The sequence below is a fragment of the Nonomuraea fastidiosa genome (assembly GCF_042751225.1).
GTDB lineage: Bacteria > Actinomycetota > Actinomycetes > Streptosporangiales > Streptosporangiaceae > Nonomuraea > Nonomuraea fastidiosa.
This window is the reverse complement of sequence record NZ_CP170570.1, coordinates 5,817,990-5,841,709: the sequence shown is the minus strand read 5'-3', so window position 1 is coordinate 5,841,709 and position 23,720 is coordinate 5,817,990. Positions and strand designations below refer to the sequence as shown.

Genomic DNA, 23,720 nt, shown 5'->3' with positions numbered 1-23,720 from the left:
TCACAAGACCGCGTGGCACGAGCCTCAGTCCGCGTCGGCGGGACGGGTGGATCCCGACCCGGCCGATTCGGGCTCCGGCTCGTCGGAGTCGGCGGCACCGGCATCAGGCCCGTCCTCATCGGACTGCCCCGCCGCCTCGGGTGCGGCGGGGCGCGGGACGCCCACCGGGAGGAAGCGGAGCAGGGCCGCGCCCACCAGGGCGAGCAGCACCCACCCGACCACGCCGGTGATGCCGGCCAGGATCTCGTTCGGCGGTTCTGCGGTGTCGCCGAGCAGCAGGACGGGCCCGGCGACGGCGTTCAGTGACGCGTGCGCCACCACCGCGGGCCACACGCTGCCCGACCGCAGCCGCAGCCACCCGATGGCCACGCCGGCCACCGCGCAGAAGCCGATGAACGCCAGCGCCGCCCAGGAGCCGAGCCGCGGGTAGTTGTAGCCGAGCAGGGTGAGCGGGGCGTGCCACAGTCCCCAGATGAGCCCGGAGTAGATGAGGCCCGCGACGACGCCGTTGGCGGCGATGAGGCGGGGCAGCAGCCAGCCGCGCCAGCCCCACTCCTCGCCCAGCGCCGGGATCAGGATCTGCACGGGCACCAGCAGCGACGCCAGCACGAGCTGGGTGACGGCCACCGCGGTCATGTCGGCGGGCGGCTCGGCGCCGCGGGCCCGCAGCACCTCCGCGAGGAGGCTGAACGTGTCGAGGTCGAGCGAGACCAGGCCGACGGCGGCGCTGATCCCCATGGCGAGCAGCGTCAGCAGCGGCACGCCGAACCAGGCGGCGAGCACGAGGCGGCCGGTGCGGCCCTTGCGCTCGCCGAGGGTGAGCCCGGTCTCCCTGGCCCACTGGCGGAACGGAAGGCGCGTGGTGGCCCACACGCCGAGCACGCCGATGGTGGGGGTGAACATCATCAGCGCGCCCAGCGCCTGCACCTTGAGCGGCGTGCCGAGCCCGTCGCCGAACCACAGCGGCAGCGTCGCGGCCCAGGAAAGCCCGAATGCGAGGACGATGTAGACGAGCAGCGGTCTTCTCATGTCTGTGCACGCTCCGCGATGAGGGCGTTGATGAGGGCGGCGCCGCGTTCCGCGTCGTCGATGCTGATCGCGAGCTGCCCACCGGAACGGTAGCGGAGCACGAGGCACTCGCCGCCGCGCAACATGATGGTGGCCGCTCCCGGCAGCCCGCGAAAGCCCCAGCCGCCGGTCTCTGCGGGCGAGCGCTCCTCGGCCCAGGCCGACTCGACGGCCGACAGCTTGATGTGCCGGGCGGGCCAGCCGAACGGGCCGAACCCGATCCTGATCACGCCGTCGCCGACGCGTACGGACACGGCCATGGTGGCGAGCCCGACCAGCAGGAGGATGATCGCGCCCGGGAGGATGGCGCTCACCAGGGACTGTCCCTGCCCGCGCAGGCCGGACACGGCCATCAGCACGGTGACGGCGAAGGCCGCGACGACGGCCCAGGTGATCTTGCGGTTGACCACTCGGCCGACCCAGACCGCGCGCTGGCCGGAGCGGAGCTTGAGCACGGGCGGCTCCAGGTTTCCCGGGGACGGCTCGTCGGGCTCTCCCTTGGCGAGCACGGCGGCCAGCCCCATGACGGCGAGCATGCCCGCGAGCACGGCGGGGATGTGCCAGCCCGGCAGCGTGGCGGCCGTCCACTCGGGGACGTCGAGGTTGGCGGCCAGCGTCGAGACCTGGGCGCCGATCAGCAGCGTGCCCATCCCGAACAGCATCGACCACCACGTCATCCGGGGCACGCGGCGGGCCTGCGCCCGCGCGGCCGACGCGACCAGGCCCACGCCGAGCACCGCCCAGATGGCCGTGCTGGTGATGAGGTGTCCCGTGAGCGAGTTCGAGCCGTCGGGCAGGGACCCCGACCAGTGGGTGGCCATGGGATCGGGAAGCCGGTCGCGCACGGCGAAGGTCGACAGGACCAGCACGGTGGTCACGGCCAGCCACCAAACGGCGGCGACGGCTCGGGGAATCACGTCAATCCCTCCAGGATGGTGATGAGGTCGTCACGGCTGTAGCCGTATCTCTTGCCCTCCTCCAGCAGCTCGCGGGCCCGCTGGACGAGCAGCGCGCGCCCGTCGGCGCGCCCTGCGACGCTGACGCCGCGGCCCCTCCTGAACTCCAGCAGCCCCTCGTCGCGCAGCTCGCGCAGGGCGCGCAGCACGGTGTTGGAGTTGATGCCCAGGGCGCCGGCCAGGTCGCGGGCCGGCGGCAGGCGGTCGCCCGGCCGGTAGGAGCCCTCGCCTATGGCACGGCGGATCGCGCCGGCCACCTGCTCGTGGAGCGGCCGGGCGTCGTTGAGATCGAGCGTCAGCAACATGGTGCCAATGACACTAGCACGATTATTCGATCACCGCGCGGCCGTGATTCGTGGGATGAACCCCTGTTTGTGAGTACGCAGAAACCGTGGATAGCATCGGTTTACGTGACCACAGTGCGGCTGAACTCAGCAGATCCCGTCTCCATCGACACCGACGCCCTGATCGTCGGCTTCCGGTCCGGCCAGGACGGCCCCGTCCCCGCGGTGGGCGCCGAGGCCCTGGATTCCGCGTTCGGCGGCAAGCTGGCCGCGTCGCTCGACGCCGTCGGCTTCACCGGCAAGGCGGGTGAGCTGGCGAAGCTGCCCACGTTCGGTTCGGTCACCGCTCCCCTCCTCGTCGCCGTCGGCCTGGGCGACTCCCCCGACCTCGAGGCGCTGCGCCGCGCCGCCGGTGCCGCCGTGCGCTCCGTCGCCGGCCAGTCCAGGGCCGCGCTCGCGCTGCCCGCCGGCACCGCGGAAGAGGCCGAGGCCGTCGCGCTCGGCGGCCTGCTCGGCGCGTACGCGTTCTCCCGCTACCGCACCGGCGGCGACCAGCAGGCTCCCGTCGCCGAGCTGACCGTGCTGTCCGGCCAGGGCGACGGCGTGGCCGAGCGCGCGAGCGTGCTCGCCGAGTCCGTCACACTGGTCCGCGACCTGGTCAACACCCCGCCGTCCGACCTGTGGCCGGCCAGGTTCGCCGAGCTCGCCGAGCAGGCGGGCGGCAAGGCCGGCCTGACCGTCGAGGTGCTCGACGAGCGGCAGCTCAAGGAGGGCGGCTACGGCGGCCTCATCGGCGTCGGCCAGGGTTCGTCCAACCCGCCGCGCCTGGTCCGCCTCTCCTACAGCCACCCCGAGGCGAGCAAGACGCTCGCGTTCGTGGGCAAGGGCATCACGTTCGACTCCGGCGGCCTGTCGCTCAAGCCGTCGGCCTCCATGGACTGGATGAAGTCCGACATGGGCGGCGCGGGCGCCGTGCTCGGCGCGCTCATCGGCATCGCCAGGCTCGGCCTGCCGGTCAACGCCATCGGCTACCTCTGCCTGGCGGAAAACCTTCCGAGCGGCACCGCCCAGCGCCCCTCCGACGTCATCCACAGCTACAGCGGCAAGACCGTCGAGGTGCTCGACACCGACGCCGAGGGCCGCCTGGTGCTCATGGACGGCATTGCCCGCGCCGCCGAGGACCGGCCCGACCTGATCGTCGACGTCGCCACGCTCACCGGCGCCCAGATCGTCTCGCTCGGCTGGCGCACCGCCGGCGTCATGGCCAACGACGACGCCGTCAGGGAGCTGGTGGTCGAGGCCGCCGGCGCCGCCGGCGAGGGCGCGTGGGGCATGCCGCTGCCCGAGGAGCTGCGCAAGGGCCTCGACTCGGCCGTCGCCGACATCGCCAACCTCCAGCCCGAGCGCTGGGGCAGCATGCTGGCGGCCGGGATCTTCCTGAAGGAGTTCGTGCCCGACGGCGTGCGCTGGGCCCACATCGACATGGCCGGTCCCGCGTACAACAAGGGCGAGCCGTACGGCTACATCCCCAAGGGCGGCACGGGCGCCTTCACCCGCACCCTGATCGGAGTCGCGGAGCGGCACGCGAGCATCTGAAACAAATGAAAAGATGACGGCATCACGAACACCCCGACAAGGAGCCTTCCTGTGGCCTATGACATCGTCGTCCTAGGAGGCGGCAGCGGCGGTTACGCCTGTGCCCTGCGGGCGGCTGAGCTGGGCAAGTCGGTCGCCCTGATCGAAAAGGACAAGATCGGCGGCACCTGCCTCCACAGGGGATGCATCCCCACGAAGGCCCTGCTGCACTCCGCCGAGATCGCCGACGAGACCCGTGAGAGCGAGTCCTACGGCGTCAAGGCGAGCTTCGAGGGCATCGACGTCCAGGGCGTCCACGCCTTCAAGGACAAGATCGTCAATCGGGCCTGGAAGGGCGTGCAGGGCCTGCTGAAGGCCGCGGGCGTGACGATCGTCGAAGGCGAGGGCCGCCTCGTCGGCCCCAACCGGATCCAGGTGGGCTCCGACGTCTACGAGGGCCGCAACATCGTCCTGGCCACCGGTTCCGCGCCCAAGACGCTGCCCGGCCTCGAGATCGACGGCGAGCGCGTCATCACCAGCGAGCACACGCTCAAGATGGAGCGCGTCCCCGCCTCCGTGGTCGTGCTCGGCGGCGGCGTGATCGGCGTCGAGCTGGCCAGCGTCTACCGCTCCTTCGGGGCGGAGGTCACGATCGTCGAGGCGCTGCCCCACCTGCTGCCCACCGAGGAGGAGTCCAGCTCCAAGCTGCTCGAGCGGGCCTTCCGCCGCCGCGGCATCAAGTACGAGCTCGGCGTCTTCTTCGACAGCGCCAAGACCACCGAGTCCGGCGTCATCGTCACCCTCGCGGGCGGCAAGACGCTCGAGGCCGAGGTGCTGCTCGTCGCCGTCGGCCGCGGCGCGGTCTCCTCCGGCATGGGCTTCGAGGAGCAGGGCATCGCCATCGAGCGCGGCACCGTCGTGGTGGACGAGTACTGCCGCACCTCCGTGCCCGGCGTCTACGCCATCGGCGACCTCATCCCGACCCTGCAGCTCGCGCACGCGGGGTTCGCGGAGGGCATCCTGGTCGCCGAGCACATCGCCGGGCTCAACCCGCCGCCCATCGACTACGCGGGCGTGCCGCGCATCACCTACTCCGACCCCGAGGTGGCCTCGGTCGGCCTCACCTCGAAGCAGGCGGCAGAGCGCGGCATCGAGATCGTCGAGCAGGTCTACGACCTCGCGGGCAACCCCAAGAGCCAGATCCTCGGCACGTCGGGCGCCGTGAAGGTCATCGCGCAGAAGGACGGGCCCGTCGTCGGCGTCCACATGGTGGGCCGGCGCATCGGCGAGCTCGTCACCGAAGGCCAGCTCATCTACAACTGGGAGGCCCTGCCCGCAGAGGTCGCCCAGCTCATTCACGCACACCCGACCCAGTCCGAGGCCATGGGTGAGGCGATGCTGGCTCTCGCCGGCAAGCCGCTGCACGTACACAACTAGTCCAGCCCTCGAGATCCAGAACGCGAGAGAAGATAACGATGCCGGTCTCCGTACAGATGCCCCAGCTCGGCGAGAGCGTGACCGAGGGCACGGTAACCCGTTGGCTGAAGAAGGAGGGCGAGCGCGTCGAGGCCGACGAGCCGCTCCTCGAGGTCTCGACCGACAAGGTCGACACCGAGATCCCGTCGCCGTCCGCGGGTGTCCTGACCAAGATCGTCGTGGCTGAGGACGAGACGGTCGAGGTCGGGGCCGAGCTCGCCATCATCGACGAGAACGGCCAGCCGGGCGCCGCAGCCCCCGCTCCCGAGGCCGCCGCTCCGCCGGCGCCGCAGCCCGAGCCGGAGCCCGAGCCCGCCCCGGCGCAGCCGGCCTCCTCGATCCCGCAGCCCGCCCCGGCGCAGCCCGCCCCGGCCCCCGCGCCGGCTCCGGCTCCCGCGCCGCAGGCGGCTCCCCAGCCTGCTCCGCAGGCCGCGCCGGCGCCCACGCCCGCTCCCGCGGTGCCGTCGGGTGAGAGCCCCTACGTGACGCCGCTGGTGCGCAAGCTCGCCGCCGAGCACGGAGTCGACCTCGACTCCATCACCGGCACCGGCGTGGGCGGCCGCATCCGCAAGCAGGACGTGCTCGAGGCCGCCAGGGCGCAGCGCGAGAAGGCCCAGGCTCAGGCCGCCTCGCAGGCCGCTCCGGCCCAGGCTCCCGCTCAGGCCGCGCCGGCCGCCCAGGCCCCGGTCGCCGCCGGGCCCGAGCCGGTCGAGGTCGACACCACGCTGCGCGGCCGCACCGAGAAGATGTCGCGCCTGCGCCAGACGATGTCCAAGCGCCTGGTCGAGTCGCTGCACACCGCCGCCCAGCTCACCACCGTGGTCGAGGTCGACGTCACCAAGATCGCCCGGCTGCGCGAGCGGGCCAAGGAGGACTTCCTGCGGCGCGAGGGCGTCAAGCTGACGTTCATGCCGTTCTTCGAGCTGGCCGCCATCGAGGCGCTCAAGCAGCACCCGAAGCTCAACGCGACGATCAACAACGAGACCATGGAGGTCACGTACTTCGACGTCGAGCACCTGGGCATCGCGGTCGACACCGAGCGCGGCCTCATCGCGGCGGTCATCAAGAACGCCGGTGACCTCAACCTCGCCGGCCTGGCCCGCAAGACGGCCGACCTCGCCGAGCGCACCCGCGCCAACAAGGTGACGCCCGACGAGATCACCGGCGGCACGTTCACGCTGACCAACACCGGCAGCCGTGGCGCGCTGTTCGACACGCCGATCCTCAACCAGCCGCAGGTCGGCATGCTCGGCACCGGTGCCGTCGTCAAGCGGCCCGTGGTGATCGACTCGCCCGAGGGCGAGGTCATCGCGGTGCGCTCGATGGTCTACCTGGCGCTGACCTACGACCACCGGCTCGTCGACGGCGCCGACGCCGCCCGCTTCCTCACGACGATCAAGCGTCGTCTGGAGGAGGGCCGCTTCGAGGCGCAGCTCGGCCTCGCGTAGTCACGCGGCGCTCGCCCGCTGACCGGCCGGGCGGCCCCGTCGAGGGGCCGCCCGGCCGTCGCGTTTCCACGGCGTCCCGCTGCCCGGGTCTTCGCGGGATGCCCGGCCCGCCCCTGCACATCGGCAGCGCACAGGGGTGGCGCGCCTCTGCGGCGGGGCAGTGCGCGGGGGCGCACAGGAGCAGCGCACGCCGTCCGGCGCGCGCGGCCGCCGGCCCGCCCTCGGCGCGTCATCAGCACAAAGGCCGCGCGCAGACCCACCCGCCACGGCAGAGCGCCCAGGTGCGCGCGAACCCGCCACCCCACCGCTCGGCACCCGTCCGCGTGTGCGGAGGCCGGCCAGGGCCGGATGCGCAGGGGCGCGAAGCCGCACCGCGACGCGTGACAGCACCTCGCCGCCGCCGGTCTGCCCGGCGCGCGCCGCCATGGGGTTGCCGTCATGTGCGCCTCCCCGACCGCCGCCTGTGCGGTGGGGCGCGTTGAGCGGGCGGTTTCGCGGGGGTGGGACGTAAGGTGCGGGTATGGCGATCATCGTGACGGGGGCGTCGGGGTTGCTCGGGTCGGCGCTGGTGAAGGCGTTGGAGGCGCAGGGGCGTACGGTGGTCCGGCTCGTGCGCCTGCCGCCGCGCGGGGCCGGTGAGGCGTTCTGGCAGCCGGCCGAGCAGACAGTGGACCTGGCGCCGCTGGAGGGTGCCGAGGCGGTCGTGCATCTCGCGGGGGCGCCGATCGCCGACCGGCGCTGGACTCCGGCGTACAAGCGGGAGCTGCTCGCCAGCCGGGTGCAGGGTACGCAGGTGCTGGTGGACGCCCTGCGCGGCCTGGACAGGCCGCCTGAGGTGCTGCTGTCGGCCTCGGGCGTCGACTTCTACGGCGACACCGGCGACCGGGTGGTGGACGAGGCGCAGGGCAAGGGCCGCGGCTTCCTGGCCGACCTGTGCGAGCGGTGGGAGGGCGCGGCGGCGTGGGCGGAGGAGGCGGGCATCAGGACCGCGTTCCTGCGTACGGGGCTGGTCCTGAGCGGGCGGGGCGGCGCGCTGGCCCGGATGTTGCCGCTGTTCCGGCTGGGCCTGGGCGCGCCGCTGGGCACGGGCAGGCAGTACTGGTCGTGGATCAGCCTGGACGACTGGGTGGGCGCGGTGCTGCACCTGCTGGCCGAGCGGGAGATCGCCGGGCCGGTCAATCTCGTCTCGCCCTCCCCCGTCACCAACGCGGAGTTCACCCGCGCGCTCGGCAAGGCGATGCGCAAGAGCACGATGCCGATCCCGGTGCCGGCGTTCGCGCTGGCCGCGGGGCTCGGCGAGTTCGCCCGCGAGGGGCTGCTGTCGAGCCACCGCCTCCGGCCGGCCAAGCTGCTCGACGGCGGGTACCGCTTCGCCCATACCAGCATCGACGAGGCGCTGCGCGCCGTACTCTAGTGGCCGTTCATCGTTTTCACAGCGTGGGGGATCCCTGACATGAACCGGTCCGGACAGTCGCACATCCTGGCGATCGGGGGCGGGTCGTTCCGCCCGAGCAAGCGGCACGGCCAGATCGAGGCGAGCGGGCTGCTGCGTTACGGCCTCGACCTCACCGGCCAGGACCGGCCGAAGCTGGGCCTGGTGGCCACCGCGGTGGGCGACTCCGCCGACTGGATCTTGAAGATGTACGGCGCGTTCGCCGGCTGGGACGTCGAGGTGAGCCACCTGACGGTGTTCCCGATGCCGAACGTGGAGGACCCGCGCGCCTGGATGCTCGACCAGGACATGATCTACGTCAGCGGTGGCAGCGTGGCGAACCTGATGGCGCTGTGGCGGCTGCACGGGCTTGACGAGGCGTTCGAAGAGGCGTGGCGGTCCGGCGTGGTGCTGTCGGGGCAGAGCGCGGGCGCGCTGTGCTGGCACGTCGGCGGCAACACCGACTCCTTCGGGCCCGAGCTGCGGGTGTGGGCCGAGGGCATGGGGCTGCTGCCCTACGCGTGCGGGGTCCACTACGACTCCGAGCCGCAGCGGCGGCCGCTGCTGCAGGCGTCGGTGGCCTCGGGCGAGCTGCCGGAGGCGTACGCGGCCGACGAGGGCGTGGCGCTGCACTACGTGGGCACGGAGTTCATCCAGGCGGTGAGCGTGGCGCCGGGCGGATATGCGTACAAGGTGGAGCGTGACGGTACGGATGGGGTAAAGGAGTTGAGGATCGAGCCGCGGTCGCTGACCCCCTGATTACCCTTCAAGGGTGAGGGAACGGCACAATAGGCTCATGCGCCCCATCCCCGGGGACGATCCCCACGCACTCGCCATCGTCCGTCTCGGAGTCGACGTCCCCTACGAGCAGGCCTGGTCGCTGCAGCGCTGGGTGCACGGCAAGCGGGTCGCCGGCGAGCTTCCCGACACCGTTCTGATCCTCGAGCACGCGCCCGTCTACACGGCGGGCAAGCGTACGGCCCCGCATGAGCGGCCCTCCGACGGCACCCCGGTCGTCGACGTCGATCGGGGCGGGCGGCTGACGTGGCACGGCCCCGGGCAGCTCGTCGCGTACCCGATCGTGGCCATCACCGATGTGGTCGACTACGCGTGCCGGCTCGAGGACGCGATGATCCAGGTGTGCGCCGACTTCGGCGTGACCGCCCGGCGGGTGAAGGGGCGCGCGGGCGTGTGGGCGTCCGGCGATCCCGCGCTCGGGCTGCCCGACCGTCAGCTCGGCGCGGTGGGGCTGCGGCTGTCGCGCGGCGTCACCATGCACGGGTTCGCGCTCAACTGCGCCAACGACCCGAGCTGGTTCAACCGCATCACGCCGTGCGGCATCCCCGACGTGGGCGTCTCCTCGCTGTCGGCCGAGACGGGCCGGCGCATCGTGGTCGAGGAGGTCATGCCGATCGCGGAGAAGCGGCTGGCGGAGGCGCTCGGCAAGCAGCCGTTCGATCTCCACGAAGAAGATCTGCTACGGCGGTAGTCCAGGCCGGTAAGCGACCCCGGTGACCGAATCGGCACGAAAAAGCAGCGGAAGGTTCGCGGCGGTTCTGCTTACCATCCGCTTGTGAAGCGCCTCACCGCTCTCGCGCTCGCGCTCGTGGTCCATCTGCTGACGCTGGCGTTCGTCGTGCTGGGCGGCTGGATCATCGTGCGGGACCCAGGGTCGGTCCTGTGGTGGCTCCTGGGGCTGCTCTGCCTGGCCGTCGGGTGGGCGCTGCGTCCCCGGCTGGGCCGGATGCCGACCGGCGCCGAGCCGGTGAGCCGGGCGAGCGCGCCCGAGCTGTACGCGGTCGCCGCCCGGGTGGCCGCCAGGATGGGGGTGCGGCCGCCGCGCGCGATCGCGCTCGTCGACCTCAGCCCGGTGACCTCCTACGACCGGATCGGCGTGGCCCGCACCCCGGTCCTGCTCGTCGGGCTGCCGCTGTGGCTGGCGCTGCCGCCCCGCCAGCGGGTGGCGCTGCTCGCGGCCGCGTACGCGCGGCTGCCGACCGGGGACGAGCGGGTGGTGAGCCAGGCGCTGGCCACGCTGGACGCCTGGCGCGACGCCCTGATGGGTTCCGCGCCGCTGACGGCAAGGGAGGCGGCCGGCGAACGCATCGCGTACGCGCTGGGCGGCACGCAGACCCCCGACACCCCGTACGACGTGGCGAGCTTCCTCGGCCGGGTGCTCGGCCGCGTGCTGGGCGTCCCGGTGCTGCTGCTGTGGTACGCGCTGTCGTGGCTGGCCCGCTCGGGCGAGCCACGGGTCCGGGCCAGGCAGCGGGCGCTGGCCAGGCGGGCGGCGCCCGAGGAGGACCTGGCCGAGCTGGACGAGCAGGCGGCGGGCGGCCGCTATCTCGCGCCGATGCAGGCGGCGGCGCTGCGCGGCGAGAGCGTCGCGGCGATCAGGCGTACGGCGCTGACGAAGTTCCAGCTCACCGATGACGGCGTGCTCCCGGCGCCGCCGCCGTCGGAGCTGCTCGGCGTGGAGGAGTCGGAACGGATCGACGAGGAGCTGACCGGTCACTACGCGCGGGCGGTTCGCGGGTTCGGCCTCATCTCCTGACCCTCGACCCGGGCGTTTTGCCAGGAGACGTAAGCTGAAGAGGTGACCGTTGCTCCTGAAGGCCGAAAGCTCCTCCGCCTGGAGGTGCGTAACGCCGAAACCCCTATCGAGCGCAAGCCCCCGTGGATCAAGACCAAGCTGAAGACGGGCCCCGAATACACCGAGCTGAAATCGCTCGTGCGCCGGGAGGGCCTGCACACGGTCTGTGAAGAGGCGGGCTGTCCCAATATCTACGAGTGCTGGGAAGACCGCGAGGCGACCTTCCTGATCGGCGGCGACCAGTGCACCCGCCGCTGCGACTTCTGCCAGATCGACACGGGCAAGCCCAAGGAGTACGACCGCGACGAGCCGCGCCGCGTGGCCGAGTCGGTCCAGCAGATGGGCCTGAAGTACGCCACCGTGACCGGCGTCGCCCGCGACGACCTGCCCGACGGCGGCGCCTGGCTGTACGCCGAGACCGCCCGGCAGATCCACGCGCTGCTCCCCGACTGCGGCGTCGAGCTGCTGGTGCCCGACTTCAACGGCAAGCGCGAGCAGCTGGAGGAGGTCTTCTCCAGCAAGCCGGAGGTGTTCGCCCACAACATCGAGACCGTGCCGCGCATCTTCAAGCGCATCAGGCCGGCCTTCCGCTACGAGCGCTCGCTCAACGTGCTCACCATGGCCCGCGAGGCCGGGCTGGTGACCAAGTCCAATCTGATCCTGGGCATGGGCGAGACGCGCGAGGAGGTCCTCCAGGCCATGCGCGACCTCCACGAGGCCGGCACCGACCTGCTGACGATCACCCAATACCTGCGGCCGACGCCGCGCCACCACCCGGTGGAGCGGTGGGTCAAGCCGGAGGAGTTCGTGGAGCTGCAGGCCGAGGCCGAGGCGATCGGCTTCGCCGGCGTGATGTCGGGTCCGCTGGTGCGCTCGTCGTACCGCGCGGGCCGGCTCTACAAGCAGGCCATCGAGGCCAGGCAGACCGCCTGACCGAACAGCTGAGGCCCCGGGCGCGTCCCGGGGCCTGATCATGCCCGTGTGCGGGGCAGGTGCGGCGTCGTTACGATGTCGGCGCAGCCGACCGTGTTCGCGAGGGATACCGCATGGCCATGCTGTTCCGTACGAGCGACCTGCCCGCCAAAGAGCGCCACCAGACGTGGCGGAGCATCGTGTGCGACGTGCTCGGACCGCTCGACACCCGCATCGCGCCCGGCGCGCCGCTGCGCGGCGAGATCGAGCTGGGCCGGCTGGGGCCGATGAGCGTGGGCCGGGTGCGCGCCTCCACGCCCCACAGCATGCACCGCACACCCGGGCTGATCCGCCGCGACGACCCCGACCTTTACCGGGTGGTGCTGGTGGTCTCGGGCGGCGTCCGCCTGGAGCAGGACGGCAGGCAGGCGCGGCTCGGCGCGGGCGAGTTCGCGATCTACGACTTCGGGCGGCCGTACGAGCTGGCCTACGACGCCTCGGTGCGGCTCGCCGTGTTCAGTTTCCCGCGGGACCTGCTCGCGCTGCCCGAAGGGCGGGTGGCGCCGTTCACCGCGATGCCCATCGACAGCGGCTCGGGCACGGGGGCGCTGGCCGCGCCGCTGCTGCGCAGGGTGGCCGACGACCACGCGACCTACCGGCCCGACAGCGCCGCCAGGCTGGCCACGGTGGCGATGGACCTCATCGGCACCGCCGTGGCCGAGCGCGCGGGGCGTACGGACGAGCTGCCCGACGACGCGCGGCGGCGGGCGCTGCTGACGCAGGTGCACGCCTTCATCGAGCAGCGGCTCGGCGACCCGGAACTCGACCCGGCCACCATCGCCGCGGCCTGCCACATCTCCGTGCGCTACCTGCACCGGCTGTTCGAGTCCGAGGGCACGACGGTGGCCGCGTGGATCCGGCGGCGGCGGCTCGAACGCTGCCGCGCCGACCTGCTCGCGGGCGGCGCGGAGCCGGTCAGCGCCGTCGGCGCGCGCTGGGGCTTACCCGACTCGGCGCACTTCAGCAGGTTGTTCCGGCGTACGTACGGCGTGCCGCCCGCCGAGTTCCGCCGTGCCAACGCCGTGCGCTGAACGTCAATCTCCTGGCACTCACGTGCAAGACCGCGGGTCCCGCGCCCGGCATGATCGACACAGCTGAGAAGGCGCGATGAGAAGAAGGGACCTCAGCGATGCAGCTTTTCGTGAATCTGCCCGTGAAGGATCTCGCCAAGTCCACGGAGTTCTTCACCAGCCTGGGCTTCGAGTTGTTCGGCATGGCCGAGGGCATGGCGTCGTTGATCATCAGTGAGAAGACGCAGGTCATGCTGCTTGAGGAGCCGGTGTTCTCCCGGTACACCACCAAGGACATCGCCGACGCCGGCACGAGCACCGAGGCGATCCTGGTGCTCGGCATGGAGAACCCGGCGCAGGTGGACGAGCTGGTGGACAAGGCGCTGGCGGCCGGGGCCACCCCGGCGGGCGTGCGGCAGGAAGACGGCGTGCGCTACCAGCGCGGCTTCGCCGACCTCGACGGCCACCACTGGGAGGCGCTGTGCCTGGTTCAGCCCGCGCAGTGAGCACGGTCGTACGCTCGGCCGACGGCACGCCCATCGCCTGCGACCGCCACGGCTCCGGCCCCGCCGTGGTCCTGGTCCAGGGCGCGTTCGCGGACCGGAGCGACCCGACGATGACGGCCATCGCGAACGGGCTGTCCCGCTGGTTCACGGTGTACTCCTACGACCGGCGGGGGCGGGGCGGCAGCGGCGACACCGCGCCGTACGCGGTCGAGCGGGAGATCGAGGACCTGGCCGCGGTGATCGCCGAGGCGGGCGGGACCGCCAGGGTGTTCGGCGGCTCGTCGGGCGCGGCGCTGGCGCTGGAGGCCGCCATGGTGCTCCCCGGCGTCACGCATCTGGCGGTGTGGGAGCCGCCGTACCACGTGGACGACAGCGCTCCCCCGCTGCCCTCCGACTTCGCCGAGCAGCTCGCCGCGCTCGTCGCGGCCGGGCGGCGGGGCGAGGTGGTCGAGCGGTTCATGGTGGAGGCGGCCGAGGTGCCCGAGCCCGTCCTGGCCGGGATGCGGGAGCACCCGTCCTGGGCGGACATGGAGGCGCTTGCGCACACGCTGGTGTACGAGGCGGCGGTGCTGGGTCCTGGCAACGCCTTGCCCGCCGCGCGCCTGGCCGGGCTCACGCAGCCGACGCTCGTGCTCAACGGGGGCGCGAGCCCCGGCTGGATGGTGAACGCGGGCGCGGCGGTGGCGGCCACGGTGCCCGGCGCGGTGCGGCGGGTGCTGCCTGGTCAGGCGCACAACGTCGCGCCCGAGGCGCTGGTGCCCGAGCTGCTGGAGTTCTTCGTGGCGGCGTGACGCCGGACGGGTTTGGCGACGGCGGGACCGGGCCGATCGCGCGACGTGCCGCCGTTGGCGGAACCCGGCGGCCTGGGGCGCCGAGACGGGGGCCGGGGCCGGCGGAAAACAGACTGCGGGCGGGCGGTGCGCGAGGGACACTGGGGTCGTGGACCTCGACGCGCTGCTCGCCCGCCTCGACCTCTCCGCCAAGATCCGCCTGCTGACCGGTGCCGACCTGTGGTCGCTGCCGCCGCTGCCCGAGATCGGGCTCGACGCGATCGTGATGGGCGACGGGCCCATCGGCGTACGCGGCAGGCAGTGGCGCTCGGGCGACCCTTCGATCGCCCTGCCAAGCCCCACCGCGCTGGCCGCCACGTGGGACGTGGACCTGGTCAGGCGGGCGGGCCGGCTGCTCGCTCAGGAGGCGCGCCGCAAGGGCGTGCACGTGCTCCTCGCCCCCGTGCTCAACCTGCACCGCTCACCGCTCGCCGGCCGGCACTTCGAGTACTTCTCCGAGGACCCGTACCTGACCGGTGAGATCGGCGCCGCGCTGGTCGAGGGCGTGCAGGAGGGCGGGGTCGCCGCCGCGGCCAAGCACTTCGTGGCCAACGACTCCGAGACCGACCGCCTCACCCTGGACGTCCGGGTGAGCGAGCGGGCGCTGCGCGAGCTGTACCTGCGGCCGTTCGAGCGCGTGGTGGCGGCGGGCGTGTGGGGGATCATGAGCGCGTACAACTCGGTGAACGGCACCACGATGACCGAGAACGCCGAGCTGGTGCACGGCGTGCTGAAGAGCGAGTGGGGGTTCGACGGGTTCGTGGTGTCGGACTGGACGGCCGTCCGCTCCACCGAGGCCGCCGCGCTGGGCGGCACGGACGTCGCCATGCCGGGCCCGGACAGTCCGTGGGGCTCCCGGCTTGAGCGGGCCGTCCGCGAGGGGCGGGTGCCGGAGTCGGCGATCGACGACCGGGTCCGCCGCATCCTCCGCCTGGCCGCCCGCGTCGGCGCGCTTCGCACGCCTGCGGGCGACCCGGTGCCCCTGAGCACTCAAGCTCCCCCTGGCACTGCCACTCCCCCGGCCGGCGCGGCTTCCGTCCGTATGGATGAGGCGATCGACGGGGCCGCGCTGGCGCGGGAGGCGGCCGTACGCGGGAGCACGCTGCTGGTCAACGACGGCGTGCTGCCGCTGGCGCCGGGCACGACGATCGCGCTCATCGGGGCCGCCGCCCGGCACGCGCGGGCGATGGGCGGCGGCAGCGCCCAGGTCTACCCCGAGCGGGTCGTCTCGCCGCTGGCGGCGCTGTCGGAGCGTACGGAGGTCAGGTACGCGACGGGCACCGACCCCCGCATCCGCCTGGCCCCGCTGCCCGGCCCGCTGACCGCGCAGTTCCTGGACGGGGCGGGTGCGGTGCTGGCCGAGCAGCAGGTGGCCGACGGCGAGTGCCGCTGGCTGGGCGGGCTGCCGCCGGGCGTGGACGCCGACCGGCTGGCCGCGGTGCGGCTGCGGGCGGCGTACCGGGCGGAGACTTCCGGGGCGCACGAGCTGTCGGCGGCGGGCGTGGGCGCGTTCACGCTCACCGTGGACGGCGCGGTGGTCATGGACGAGCGGCTCGAACCGGAGCACGGCGACCCGGCGGGGTTCCTGACGCCGCCGGAGCGCCGGGTGCGGGTGCCGATGGAGGCGGGCAGGACGTACGAGCTGGCGCTGACGCACCCCGCGGGCACGCTCGCGGGCCTGCCGTTCGTGTCGCTCACCCTCGGCCACGCGGACCCCGCGCCGAGCGACGACGAGCTGATGGCCGAGGCGGTCCGGGTGGCCGCGGAGTCGGACGTCGCGGTGGTCGTGGTGGCGACCACGCCGGAGGTGGAGAGCGAGGGGTTCGACCGGCGGGACCTGCGGCTGCCCGGCAGGCAGGACGAGCTGGTCGGCGCGGTGGCGGCGGCGAACCCGCGCACGGTCGTGGTGGTCAACGCGGGAGCGCCGGTCGAGATGCCGTGGCTGGAGGAGGTGGCGGCGGTGCTGCTGACCTGGTTCCCCGGCCAGGAGGCGGGCGCGGCGCTGGCCGAGGTGCTGTTCGGCGACGGCGAGCCGGGCGGCCGGCTGCCGACGACGTGGCCGCGCCGGCTGTCCGACGCGCCGGTGCCGGACGTGAGGCCGGTGGACGGGCGGCTGGTCTACGGGGAGGAGATCGGCTACCGGGCGTGGGAGGGGTCGCCGGCGTTCTGGTTCGGGCACGGGCTCGGCTACACGACCTGGTCGTACGACGCGATCGCGGCCGAGGGCACGAGCGTCACCGTCTCGGTCACCAACACGGGCGACCGCGCGGGCCGGGAGGTCGTGCAGGTGTACGCGCGGGGGCGGCTGGCCGCGTTCGACGTGGTCGAGGCGGAGCCGGGGCAGACGGTCGTGACCACGATGTTCCTGCCCGAGCGGGCCTTTCAGGTGTGGGACGGCGGCTGGCGGACCGTCGAGGGCGAGCACGTCGTACGCGCCGGGCGTAACGCGGCGGACCTCCCCCTGGCGGCAACGGTGAAAATCTAGGTCACAAGGGAAAAACGGCAGGGGCCGCGTTTTCTCTCCTGCACCTGTTGGTTTGTATCCTTCTGAGCATGGCAAAGTCCGAGGACCCAGAGAAGCCGGGGCGCATCAAGCAGCTCCGCATGATCGCGCAGATCATCAAGCAGGCCAACCCCAAGGGGATGCCGATCGTCTTCCTCTCGGCGGTGGGCACGCTGGCGGTGGTCGTCGTGATCGGTCTGGTCACGGACTACTTGTGGTATTCGATCTTCATCGGCCTGCTGGCCGCGTTCACGGTCGGGCTCGTGGTCTTCGGGCAGTTCGCCCAGAAGGCGCAATACTCCCTCCTCGACGGCCAGAAGGGCGCGGCGGCGGCCGTGCTGCAGGGCATGCGCGGAAACTGGCAGGTCACGCCCGCCATCGCGGCCAACCGTGACCAGGACGTCGTGCACCTCGTGGTCGGCTATCCCGGCGTGGTGCTGGTGTCGGAGGGTCCCGGCAACCGGGTGGCGAAGCTGCTCAAGGCCGAGAAGCAGCGCATCTCGCGCGTGGTGCTCGGCGTCGAGATCTACGACGTGCAGTGCGGCGACGGCCCGGGCCAGGTGCCGCTGGCCAAGCTGCAGCGCCACCTGATGAAGCTGCCGCGCAACCTCAAGAAGCCGTCGGTCAACGAGGTGAAGGACCGCCTGCGCTCGCTGCCGCGCAACATGCCGCTGCCGAAGGGCCCGATGCCGAAGGGCGCCCGCATCCCGCGCGGCCCCAAGATGCGCTAGTGCTGTCGCCTTCGTCGCGGGCCAACCGCGGCTGGTGGGACGGCAACGCCGACGACTACCAGGTCGAGCACGGCGACTTCCTGCGCGACACCGGCTTCGTGTGGGGGCCTGAAGGACTCGACGAGGCCGATGCGGGCCTGCTCGGCGACGTACGCGGGCGGCGGGTGCTGGAGATCGGCTGCGGCGCCGCCCAGTGCGCGCGCTGGCTGGTGACGCAGGGTGCGCGGGTGGCGGCGTTCGACATCTCGCACCGCCAGCTCCGCCACTCCCAGCGCATCGACCTCGACACCGGGGTGTCCGTGCCGGTGGTGCAGGCCGACGCCGAGGTGCTGCCGTTCGCCGGCGCGGCGTTCGACGTGGCCTGCTCGGCGTACGGTGCGCTGCCGTTCGTGGCCGACCCGCTGGCGGTCTTCCGCGAGGTGCGCAGGGTGCTGCGGCCCGGCGGCCGGTTCGTGTTCTCGGTGAGCCACCCGATCCGGTGGGCGTTCCCCGACGATCCGGGGCCGCGCGGGCTGACCTCCGACCGCTCCTACTTCGACCGGTCGCCGTACGAGGAGCGCGACGAGCACGGCAGGCTCACCTACGTCGAGCACCACAGGACGATGGCCGACTGGGTCAACCTGCTGGTGGCGTCCGGCCTGACGATCACCGGGCTGATCGAGCCCGAGTGGCCGGAGGGCCATGAGCGGGTGTGGGGCGGCTGGAGCCCGCTGCGCGGCCGCCACATTCCGGGCACGGCCATCTTCAGCTGCGCGAATATCTAGCGGCCATGGCGTGGAAGAGCTCCCTGGGCCGCCAGCGGGTCTCGTCGAGCATGGTGACGACGCCGTAGGAGCCGAGGTCGTCGTCGCCGAAGCGGTTGTAGGCGGCGAAGGTGAACCACAGGGCGGTGTCCACGCCTTCGGCCTCGAAGACGTCCATCAGCTCGGTGAAGTAACGCACCTGCTCGCCCTCGTCGCGCACCGCGCCCTCGGGCACCGCCCAGGCCATGCCGCCCAGCTCGCCCGCTCCCCGGTAGGGGCAGGTGCCGAACTCGGTGACGGCGACCGGCTTGCCGTACTCGAAGCGGGCGCGCAGCTCATCGGTGAAGTCGTGGGCGTTGTAGGAGGCGCGGTAGGCGTCCACGCCCACGATGTCGTACGGCGCCCAGTCCACCAGCTCCCACGGCCCCGCCGCGTACGTCACCCGCCCGCCGAAGCGCTCCCGCACCACCTCGGCCACCCGCGCAAGGTAGGCGTTGAAGCGCGGCATGACCCGCAAGAGCTCCGTCCACCAGGCGACGTCGCCCGCCCCCATCGCCTTGAGACGGTCGCGGTAGGTCTCGCCCTCGATGTAGCCGGGGCCGAAGGCGGTGATTTCGCAGCCGGTGACGAACACGACCTCGGCGCCGTCGCGGCGCAGCGACTCGGCCTGCCCGGCCGCCTCGGCGAACAGGTCGATCATCTCGTCCGCGGTGAGGTCGACGGGGAACGGCGCATACCAGACCTCGAGGCCGGCCTGCGCGGCCCGCTCGGCGGCGACGGCCAGCCGGTGCGGGTCGCGGCCTGAGACGCGGACGACCTGGCAGTGCAGGTCATCGGCGATGACGCGCATCTCCCGCGCGACGGCGGCGGGGTCGAAGCTCTTGCGCGACAGGTCGTCGCCCGGCAGGAAGCCGGTGTCATAGTTGATGCCCTTCTTCATGAGTCAGTCCCCTCCTGCCAGGAAAGTCCGCGTTCGAGGAGGTCGAAGGCCAGCTCGACCTCGTCCTCCAGCAGCCGCACCGCCTTCTCCAGCGACTCACCCTTGACCAGCCGCTGGAAGAACGTCTCTTGGAGCGTGGTGATGACGGCGGTGATCTGCGCCGCCATGAGCCGGGGCACGACGCCCGCGTCCGGCATGGCGGCTTCGAGCGCGGCGGCCAGCTCTTCGCGCTCGCTCATGTTCGTCTGGGAGACCCCCGACAGCAGGGCGGGGCTGGACGCGATCACCTGGACCCTGGTCAGCAGCGTCTCGACCGGCGCCTCGACGCCGCGCCTGGCGATGCCCCTGAAGTGCTCGCGCAGCGCGCCGAGCGGCGGCATCCCCTCGGGCCGGTTCCGCACGACCGCGGCGTAGTCGTCCTTGATCTGGTCGAGGACCAGGCTCTCCTTGCTGGGGAAGTACGCGAACAGCGTCACCTTGGCGACCCCGGCCGCCTCGGCGATCTCGTTGACGGTCACCGCGTCGTAGCCGTGCTCGGCGAACAACCGCAGCGCGGTCTCCGCGATGCGCTGCCGGGTCTGCTCCTTCTTGCGCTCTCTGAGCCCCGCCATCATCATGCGGACAGCATAAACCCTACCGGGTACAAAACATACCCAGTACGGTTTTTGCGGCTCGGGCGCTACATGCGGACGACGACCGTGTTGGAGACGCGGTCGTGCACGCCGCGGTGGTCGCGGTCCCAGATGACGGCGGGAATGGCCAGGCTGAGCAGCACCGTACGGACGAAGACGGGCAGCCAGCGCGGGTCGCCGCCGTCCATCGCGGCGACCCTGATGCCCATGAGCCGGTGGCCGAACGTCTGCCCCATGAAGCCGACGAGCAGCAGGTATTGCACGGCGAACACGAGCGCCGGCGCCCACGGCGACTCCGCGGGGTTCATCCTGAGCAGCAGCTGCACCACCACCCACGTGCAGATCATCCAGTCGATGACGAGCGCGCCGATCCTGCGCCCCCATCCCGACACCGACCCGCTGCCCTCCTGGGGCAGCCCCAGGCGCTCACCCGGGTAGCCGAGATCGACCCCTGCGGAACGGACGCCGCCCAGCCAGGTCTGCGTCCACCGAGGCTCCTTGCTGCTCATGGACTCCACGGTAGCCGCAGGCAGGGGCGGTCCGAATCGCAGGGCGCGCGCCGCACTCCGGTCCGCCGCGACGGGGACGACTCGCCGCCCGGGGAGACGTGAGCGGCCGCCCGCACGCCCTGTGACCAGGCAGACCGCGCGTAACACGTGCGAAACAAGCGGGACACCATGCGGAAACCGCTACGCCCTAGCTTTCGCATGAGTGGCCAGTCCCCAGGGAGGTTTGAGAGTGTTCAACTCCGCCGACGACGTCCTGAAGTTCATCAGCGACGAAGGGGTGCAGTTCGTCGATGTCAGGTTCACCGACCTGCCGGGGACGACGCACCACTTCACCTTCCCGGTTGAGAACTTCAGCGCGAGCGTCTTCACCGACGGACTCATGTTCGACGGCTCGTCGATCCGCGGCTTCCAGCAGATCCACGAGTCCGACATGCTTCTGCTGCCCGACCCCTCCAGCGCCGTGCTCGACCCGTTCCGTCAGCACAAGACGCTCAACATCAACTTCTTCGTGCACGACCCGCTGACGGGTGAGGCCTACAGCCGCGACCCGCGCAACGTCGCGCGCAAGGCGGAGGAATACCTCAAGGGCACGGGCATCGCCGACACGGTCTACTTCGGCCCCGAGGCCGAGTTCTACATCTTCGACGACGTGCGCTTCGAGACGAAGGCGAACGCCGGCTACTACTACATCGACTCCATCGAAGGCGCCTGGAACACCGGTAAGGCCACCGAGGGCGGCAACCTCGGCTACAAGCCGCGCTACAAGGGCGGCTACTTCCCGGTGCCGCCGATGGACCACTTCACCGACCTGCGCTCGGAGATGGTGCGCAACCTCATCGAGGCCGGCATCGAGGTCGAGATGCAGCACCACGAGGTCGGCACCGCCGGTCAGGCGGAGATCGACTTCAAGTTCGGCACGCTGCTCAAGACCGCCGACAACCTGATGCTCTACAAGTACGTCATCAAGAGCACGGCGCTCGAGTACGGCCACACGGTGACGTTCATGCCGAAGCCGATCTTCGGTGACAACGGCTCCGGCATGCACTGCCACCAGTCGCTGTGGAAGGACGGCCAGCCGCTCTTCTACGACGAGGTCGGCTACGCGGGCCTGTCCGACACCGCCCGCTACTACATCGGCGGCCTGCTCAAGCACGCCCCGTCGCTGCTGGCGTTCACCAACCCGACGGTCAACTCCTACCACCGTCTGGTGCCGGGCTACGAGGCCCCGGTCAACCTGGTCTACTCCCAGCGCAACCGGTCGGCCTGCGTCCGCATCCCGATCACGGGCTCCAACCCAAAGGCCAAGCGCATCGAGTTCCGGGTGCCCGACCCGTCGTGCAACCCGTACTTCGCGTTCTCGGCCATGCTGATGGCCGGCATCGACGGCATCCGCAACAAGATCGAGCCGCCGGAGCCGGTGGACAAGGACCTCTACGAGCTGCCGCCGGAGGAGGCCCGCAACATCCCGCAGGTGCCCGGCTCGCTGCCCGAGGTGCTGGACGCCCTCGAGGCCGACCACGACTACCTGCTCGAGGGCGGCGTCTTCACGCCGGACCTGATCGAGACCTGGCTGTCGTACAAGCGGGAGAACGAGGTCGACCCGATCCGTCTCCGCCCGCACCCGCACGAGTTCGAGCTCTACTACGACGTGTGATCGGCCGCCGCACGCCGGCCCGCTGCGGGCGGCGCGCGGCGTCCGGCCGGTGCCGCCCCGTCCGCGTGGGCGGCGGTCGTCCGCCACAGGTCGTGAACCCCGGAGGCCCGGGGCGAGGAGATGTGCCTCGCCCCGGGCCTCCGGGCGTTCGCCGCGAGGCCTTCTCATGCTCGATTGTCGGTGGGTGGCGTTACCCTCTCGGCGCATGACGGGCTTCGAGGTGATCCGGGAGTTCCCGGCGGCGATGGCCGGCCGGGAGGGGGCGTGGCGGTTCATCCGCGGGTTCGCGGCGGCGTGGGGCTCGCCGCCGGCCGACGGCGACGGCTGGTCCGAGCCCGAGCTCGACGCCACCGAGGCGCGGCTGGGCGTGCGCCTGCCCGTGGCGCTGCGCGAGGCGTACGGGCTCTTCGGCCGCCGCACCGACCTGGTCGGGGTGCAGGACGTTCTCCTCGGCCCCGATGAGCTGCACATCGTCGACAAGGCGCTGGTGTTCCGCGTCGAGAGCCAGGGCGCGGCTCGCTGGGGCATTCCGCTCGCCGAGCTGGAGCGGCCCGATCCCCCGGTGATGATCCGGTTGGACCTCGCCGACAAGGCCTCCGAGAGCTGGGACGGCTGGCTCGACCGCTTCTCGCACGCCTGCGTGGAGATGGTGCTGTCGGAGTCGCTCGTCTCGCCGGAGGAGCTCGCCGACGGCAGGGAGCTGGACGATGACGAGGGCGGCGTACTGGAGGGGCGCTTCACGCGGCTGCCGCTGCCTGACTATCCGACGTCTCAGGCGGCGCCTGGCATCCGCTGGTACGCCGGTCGCGACGTGATCATCCGCGATGACGGCGCCATGATCCAGGTCCGGGCCCGCACCGTGGAGGCCCTCGATCGGGTCCGCGCCGAGCTGCCCGGCGAGTGGACGACGCGCTTCGGCTGAGCCGGGCCGGCCGGGTGACGACCCCGCGTGCGGCGGGCCCGCGCGGCCGTGGGGTGACGGCCCTACGCCGACGCGCCCTGGCGACCGGGCGCGCCCTGTTCCGCACCCGCGCCGTAACGTCCGGACACGCCCCGCCGGCGTGCTCTCGCTCTGGCGACCCGGATACACCCGCCGACGCGACCAAATCTGCCCCCGCGAACGCGACCCGGACACGCCCCCACCCACGCGACTGGACACGCCCCCCACCACGCACGCCGGACACGCCCCCCACCACGCGCGCCGGACACGCCCCCTCCCACGCCCCGTGCCGTGGCGTGCGCCGGGCGGTCGGGGCCGGGCGGTCCCGTGAACCAGCCGGTATCCGGGGTAGAGGATGGCGAAACCCGAGGAGGAGATCATGACATCCCTGATGAACAAGGTTCGCCACTTCCTGAGCAGCCCTGAGGGCCGCAGGCACGTCGACAAGGGCAGGCGCATGACGCGCGACCCCCGTCAGCGGCAGCGGCTGCACGGCCTGCTCGACAAGCTGCGCGGCCGCCACGACCGGTGGTGAGCGCCGGACCGTCACGGACGCCCCGGTGGCGGCCTGCGCGCGCAGGAGCGCTGCGGGTGAGCGTACGGGGGTCAGCCGAAAGGTGTACGGCGATCTCCCTCAGCGGCAGGAGGCCCCGCCGGGGCGCCCCTCACTAGGGTGTGCAGGGTCATCAGCACGCGAATCCCCTTTGTGAGGATTATTCATGGCCTCTGCCAGGAAGACGCTGTTCACCGGTTCGCTCACCTTCGTGGTGGGGCTGGCGCTCTGGTTGTTCGGGCTCGATGAGGAGATCTTCGTCTTCACCCCGTCCAAGATCGGCGTCGTCCTCATGGTGATCGGCGGGGTGGAGGCCCTGTACGGCCTCTACAAGGTCCTGCGCCCCGGCGACGCCCGCGGCTGAC

At 72.1% G+C, this 23,720-nt stretch carries 24 protein-coding genes; 18 read left to right on the top strand and 6 right to left on the bottom strand.

Annotated features, from left to right (window positions below; translation table 11 throughout):
* Positions 1–24 precede the first annotated feature (24 nt).
* Genes ACFMQL_RS26965 through ACFMQL_RS26955 form a run of 3 tightly spaced genes read right to left on the bottom strand, consistent with a single transcriptional unit; the run spans position 25 to position 2,329 of the window.
* The gene (locus ACFMQL_RS26965) at positions 25–1,029 is read right to left on the bottom strand and encodes a CPBP family intramembrane glutamic endopeptidase (RefSeq protein ID WP_378787625.1); all 1,005 of its coding nucleotides are present in this window, start codon (positions 1,027–1,029) and stop codon (positions 25–27) included.
* Positions 1,026–1,985: a hypothetical protein gene (locus ACFMQL_RS26960; protein WP_364055329.1), complete on the bottom strand. Its 960-nt coding sequence runs from the start codon at positions 1,983–1,985 to the stop codon at positions 1,026–1,028. Before ACFMQL_RS26960 ends, ACFMQL_RS26965 begins: the two co-directional genes overlap by 4 nt.
* Positions 1,982–2,329 (bottom strand): GntR family transcriptional regulator, encoded by a 348-nt coding sequence (locus ACFMQL_RS26955; RefSeq protein WP_364055332.1) that lies wholly within the window; start codon positions 2,327–2,329, stop codon positions 1,982–1,984. The genes ACFMQL_RS26960 and ACFMQL_RS26955 overlap by 4 nt, the downstream gene beginning before the upstream one ends.
* 105 nt (positions 2,330–2,434) lie before the next feature.
* Between ACFMQL_RS26955 and ACFMQL_RS26950 the strand changes: the two genes are divergently transcribed.
* The 14 genes from ACFMQL_RS26950 to ACFMQL_RS26885 all read left to right on the top strand — a co-directional run bounded on the left by ACFMQL_RS26950 (position 2,435) and on the right by ACFMQL_RS26885 (position 18,148).
* Positions 2,435–3,904, top strand: a complete 1,470-nt coding sequence (locus tag ACFMQL_RS26950) for a leucyl aminopeptidase (RefSeq protein WP_378787621.1) — start codon at positions 2,435–2,437, stop codon at positions 3,902–3,904.
* A gap of 51 nt (positions 3,905–3,955) precedes the next feature.
* Complete coding sequence (lpdA, locus tag ACFMQL_RS26945) at positions 3,956–5,320, top strand: dihydrolipoyl dehydrogenase (RefSeq protein ID WP_378787618.1); 1,365 nt, start codon at positions 3,956–3,958, stop codon at positions 5,318–5,320.
* Between the two features lie 38 nt (positions 5,321–5,358).
* Positions 5,359–6,807: a 2-oxoglutarate dehydrogenase, E2 component, dihydrolipoamide succinyltransferase gene (gene sucB, locus ACFMQL_RS26940; RefSeq protein ID WP_364055341.1), complete on the top strand. Its 1,449-nt coding sequence runs from the start codon at positions 5,359–5,361 to the stop codon at positions 6,805–6,807.
* Between the two features lie 520 nt (positions 6,808–7,327).
* Entirely contained in the window at positions 7,328–8,221 is an 894-nt protein-coding gene (locus ACFMQL_RS26935) for a TIGR01777 family oxidoreductase (RefSeq protein ID WP_378787615.1), read from the top strand.
* A gap of 39 nt (positions 8,222–8,260) precedes the next feature.
* Complete coding sequence (locus ACFMQL_RS26930) at positions 8,261–8,998, top strand: peptidase E (protein WP_364055346.1); 738 nt, start codon at positions 8,261–8,263, stop codon at positions 8,996–8,998.
* 37 nt (positions 8,999–9,035) lie between these two features.
* Positions 9,036–9,728: a lipoyl(octanoyl) transferase LipB gene (gene lipB / locus ACFMQL_RS26925; protein ID WP_364055348.1), complete on the top strand. Its 693-nt coding sequence runs from the start codon at positions 9,036–9,038 to the stop codon at positions 9,726–9,728.
* A gap of 84 nt (positions 9,729–9,812) precedes the next feature.
* Entirely contained in the window at positions 9,813–10,793 is a 981-nt protein-coding gene (locus ACFMQL_RS26920) for a hypothetical protein (protein ID WP_378787612.1), read from the top strand.
* 42 nt (positions 10,794–10,835) lie between these two features.
* The gene (lipA, locus tag ACFMQL_RS26915) at positions 10,836–11,765 is read left to right on the top strand and encodes a lipoyl synthase (protein ID WP_364055354.1); all 930 of its coding nucleotides are present in this window, start codon (positions 10,836–10,838) and stop codon (positions 11,763–11,765) included.
* A 113-nt stretch (positions 11,766–11,878) separates the two neighbouring features.
* Positions 11,879–12,835: a helix-turn-helix domain-containing protein gene (locus ACFMQL_RS26910; protein WP_364055357.1), complete on the top strand. Its 957-nt coding sequence runs from the start codon at positions 11,879–11,881 to the stop codon at positions 12,833–12,835.
* Between the two features lie 110 nt (positions 12,836–12,945).
* Positions 12,946–13,320, top strand: coding sequence for a VOC family protein (locus ACFMQL_RS26905; RefSeq protein WP_378787609.1), 375 nt, complete (start codon positions 12,946–12,948; stop codon positions 13,318–13,320).
* A complete protein-coding gene (locus ACFMQL_RS26900; RefSeq protein WP_364055363.1) occupies positions 13,317–14,111 on the top strand; it encodes an alpha/beta fold hydrolase in 795 nt (264 codons plus the stop codon). The genes ACFMQL_RS26905 and ACFMQL_RS26900 overlap by 4 nt, the downstream gene beginning before the upstream one ends.
* Before the next feature lie 148 nt (positions 14,112–14,259).
* The gene (locus ACFMQL_RS26895; RefSeq protein ID WP_378787606.1) at positions 14,260–16,635 is read left to right on the top strand and encodes a beta-glucosidase; all 2,376 of its coding nucleotides are present in this window, start codon (positions 14,260–14,262) and stop codon (positions 16,633–16,635) included.
* A 68-nt stretch (positions 16,636–16,703) separates the two neighbouring features.
* A complete protein-coding gene (locus tag ACFMQL_RS26890) occupies positions 16,704–17,384 on the top strand; it encodes a DUF4191 domain-containing protein (RefSeq protein WP_364055369.1) in 681 nt (226 codons plus the stop codon).
* Complete coding sequence (locus ACFMQL_RS26885; RefSeq protein WP_364055372.1) at positions 17,384–18,148, top strand: methyltransferase domain-containing protein; 765 nt, start codon at positions 17,384–17,386, stop codon at positions 18,146–18,148. Before ACFMQL_RS26890 ends, ACFMQL_RS26885 begins: the two co-directional genes overlap by 1 nt.
* On the opposite strand, the gene ACFMQL_RS26880 is transcribed toward ACFMQL_RS26885, so the two are convergent.
* The 3 genes from ACFMQL_RS26880 to ACFMQL_RS26870 all read right to left on the bottom strand — a co-directional run bounded on the left by ACFMQL_RS26880 (position 18,129) and on the right by ACFMQL_RS26870 (position 20,208).
* Positions 18,129–19,067 carry a hypothetical protein gene (locus tag ACFMQL_RS26880; protein WP_364055375.1) on the bottom strand — a complete coding sequence of 313 codons (939 nt, stop codon included), beginning with the start codon at positions 19,065–19,067 and terminating at the stop codon, positions 18,129–18,131. The genes ACFMQL_RS26885 and ACFMQL_RS26880 overlap by 20 nt on opposite strands.
* On the bottom strand, positions 19,064–19,684 hold the full coding sequence (locus tag ACFMQL_RS26875; RefSeq protein ID WP_364055378.1) for a helix-turn-helix domain-containing protein: 621 nt from the start codon (positions 19,682–19,684) through the stop codon (positions 19,064–19,066). The genes ACFMQL_RS26880 and ACFMQL_RS26875 overlap by 4 nt, the downstream gene beginning before the upstream one ends.
* 62 nt (positions 19,685–19,746) lie before the next feature.
* On the bottom strand, positions 19,747–20,208 hold the full coding sequence (locus ACFMQL_RS26870; RefSeq protein ID WP_364055381.1) for an RDD family protein: 462 nt from the start codon (positions 20,206–20,208) through the stop codon (positions 19,747–19,749).
* A gap of 229 nt (positions 20,209–20,437) precedes the next feature.
* Here ACFMQL_RS26870 and glnA point away from each other — a divergent pair, with 229 nt between their 5' ends.
* The 4 genes from glnA (at position 20,438) to ACFMQL_RS26850 (ending at position 23,719) form a co-directional block, all read left to right on the top strand.
* On the top strand, positions 20,438–21,862 hold the full coding sequence (glnA, locus tag ACFMQL_RS26865; RefSeq protein WP_364057524.1) for a type I glutamate--ammonia ligase: 1,425 nt from the start codon (positions 20,438–20,440) through the stop codon (positions 21,860–21,862).
* A 205-nt stretch (positions 21,863–22,067) separates the two neighbouring features.
* Positions 22,068–22,784 carry a hypothetical protein gene (locus ACFMQL_RS26860; protein WP_364055384.1) on the top strand — a complete coding sequence of 239 codons (717 nt, stop codon included), beginning with the start codon at positions 22,068–22,070 and terminating at the stop codon, positions 22,782–22,784.
* 397 nt (positions 22,785–23,181) lie between these two features.
* Positions 23,182–23,337 (top strand): hypothetical protein, encoded by a 156-nt coding sequence (locus ACFMQL_RS26855; protein WP_364055387.1) that lies wholly within the window; start codon positions 23,182–23,184, stop codon positions 23,335–23,337.
* 184 nt (positions 23,338–23,521) lie between these two features.
* Positions 23,522–23,719, top strand: a complete 198-nt coding sequence (locus ACFMQL_RS26850) for a DUF5708 family protein (protein ID WP_364055390.1) — start codon at positions 23,522–23,524, stop codon at positions 23,717–23,719.
* Position 23,720 lies beyond the last annotated feature (1 nt).

Excerpts from the sequence above, each read along its gene's own strand:
- ACFMQL_RS26880 (WP_364055375.1), bottom strand. The coding sequence starts at position 19,067 with ATGAAGAAGGGCATCAACTATGACACCGGCTTCCTGCCGGGCGACGAC.
- ACFMQL_RS26930 (WP_364055346.1), top strand. The coding sequence starts at position 8,261 with ATGAACCGGTCCGGACAGTCGCACATCCTGGCGATCGGGGGCGGGTCG.
- lipB (WP_364055348.1), top strand. The coding sequence starts at position 9,036 with ATGCGCCCCATCCCCGGGGACGATCCCCACGCACTCGCCATCGTCCGT.
- ACFMQL_RS26890 (WP_364055369.1), top strand. The coding sequence starts at position 16,704 with ATGGCAAAGTCCGAGGACCCAGAGAAGCCGGGGCGCATCAAGCAGCTC.
- sucB (WP_364055341.1), top strand. The coding sequence starts at position 5,359 with ATGCCGGTCTCCGTACAGATGCCCCAGCTCGGCGAGAGCGTGACCGAG.
- ACFMQL_RS26870 (WP_364055381.1), bottom strand. The coding sequence starts at position 20,208 with ATGAGCAGCAAGGAGCCTCGGTGGACGCAGACCTGGCTGGGCGGCGTC.
- ACFMQL_RS26935 (WP_378787615.1), top strand. The coding sequence starts at position 7,328 with ATGGCGATCATCGTGACGGGGGCGTCGGGGTTGCTCGGGTCGGCGCTG.
- ACFMQL_RS26875 (WP_364055378.1), bottom strand. The coding sequence starts at position 19,684 with ATGATGATGGCGGGGCTCAGAGAGCGCAAGAAGGAGCAGACCCGGCAG.
- ACFMQL_RS26855 (WP_364055387.1), top strand. The coding sequence starts at position 23,182 with ATGACATCCCTGATGAACAAGGTTCGCCACTTCCTGAGCAGCCCTGAG.
- ACFMQL_RS26965 (WP_378787625.1), bottom strand. The coding sequence starts at position 1,029 with ATGAGAAGACCGCTGCTCGTCTACATCGTCCTCGCATTCGGGCTTTCC.
- ACFMQL_RS26910 (WP_364055357.1), top strand. The coding sequence starts at position 11,879 with ATGGCCATGCTGTTCCGTACGAGCGACCTGCCCGCCAAAGAGCGCCAC.
- ACFMQL_RS26860 (WP_364055384.1), top strand. The coding sequence starts at position 22,068 with ATGACGGGCTTCGAGGTGATCCGGGAGTTCCCGGCGGCGATGGCCGGC.
- ACFMQL_RS26955 (WP_364055332.1), bottom strand. The coding sequence starts at position 2,329 with ATGTTGCTGACGCTCGATCTCAACGACGCCCGGCCGCTCCACGAGCAG.
- ACFMQL_RS26850 (WP_364055390.1), top strand. The coding sequence starts at position 23,522 with ATGGCCTCTGCCAGGAAGACGCTGTTCACCGGTTCGCTCACCTTCGTG.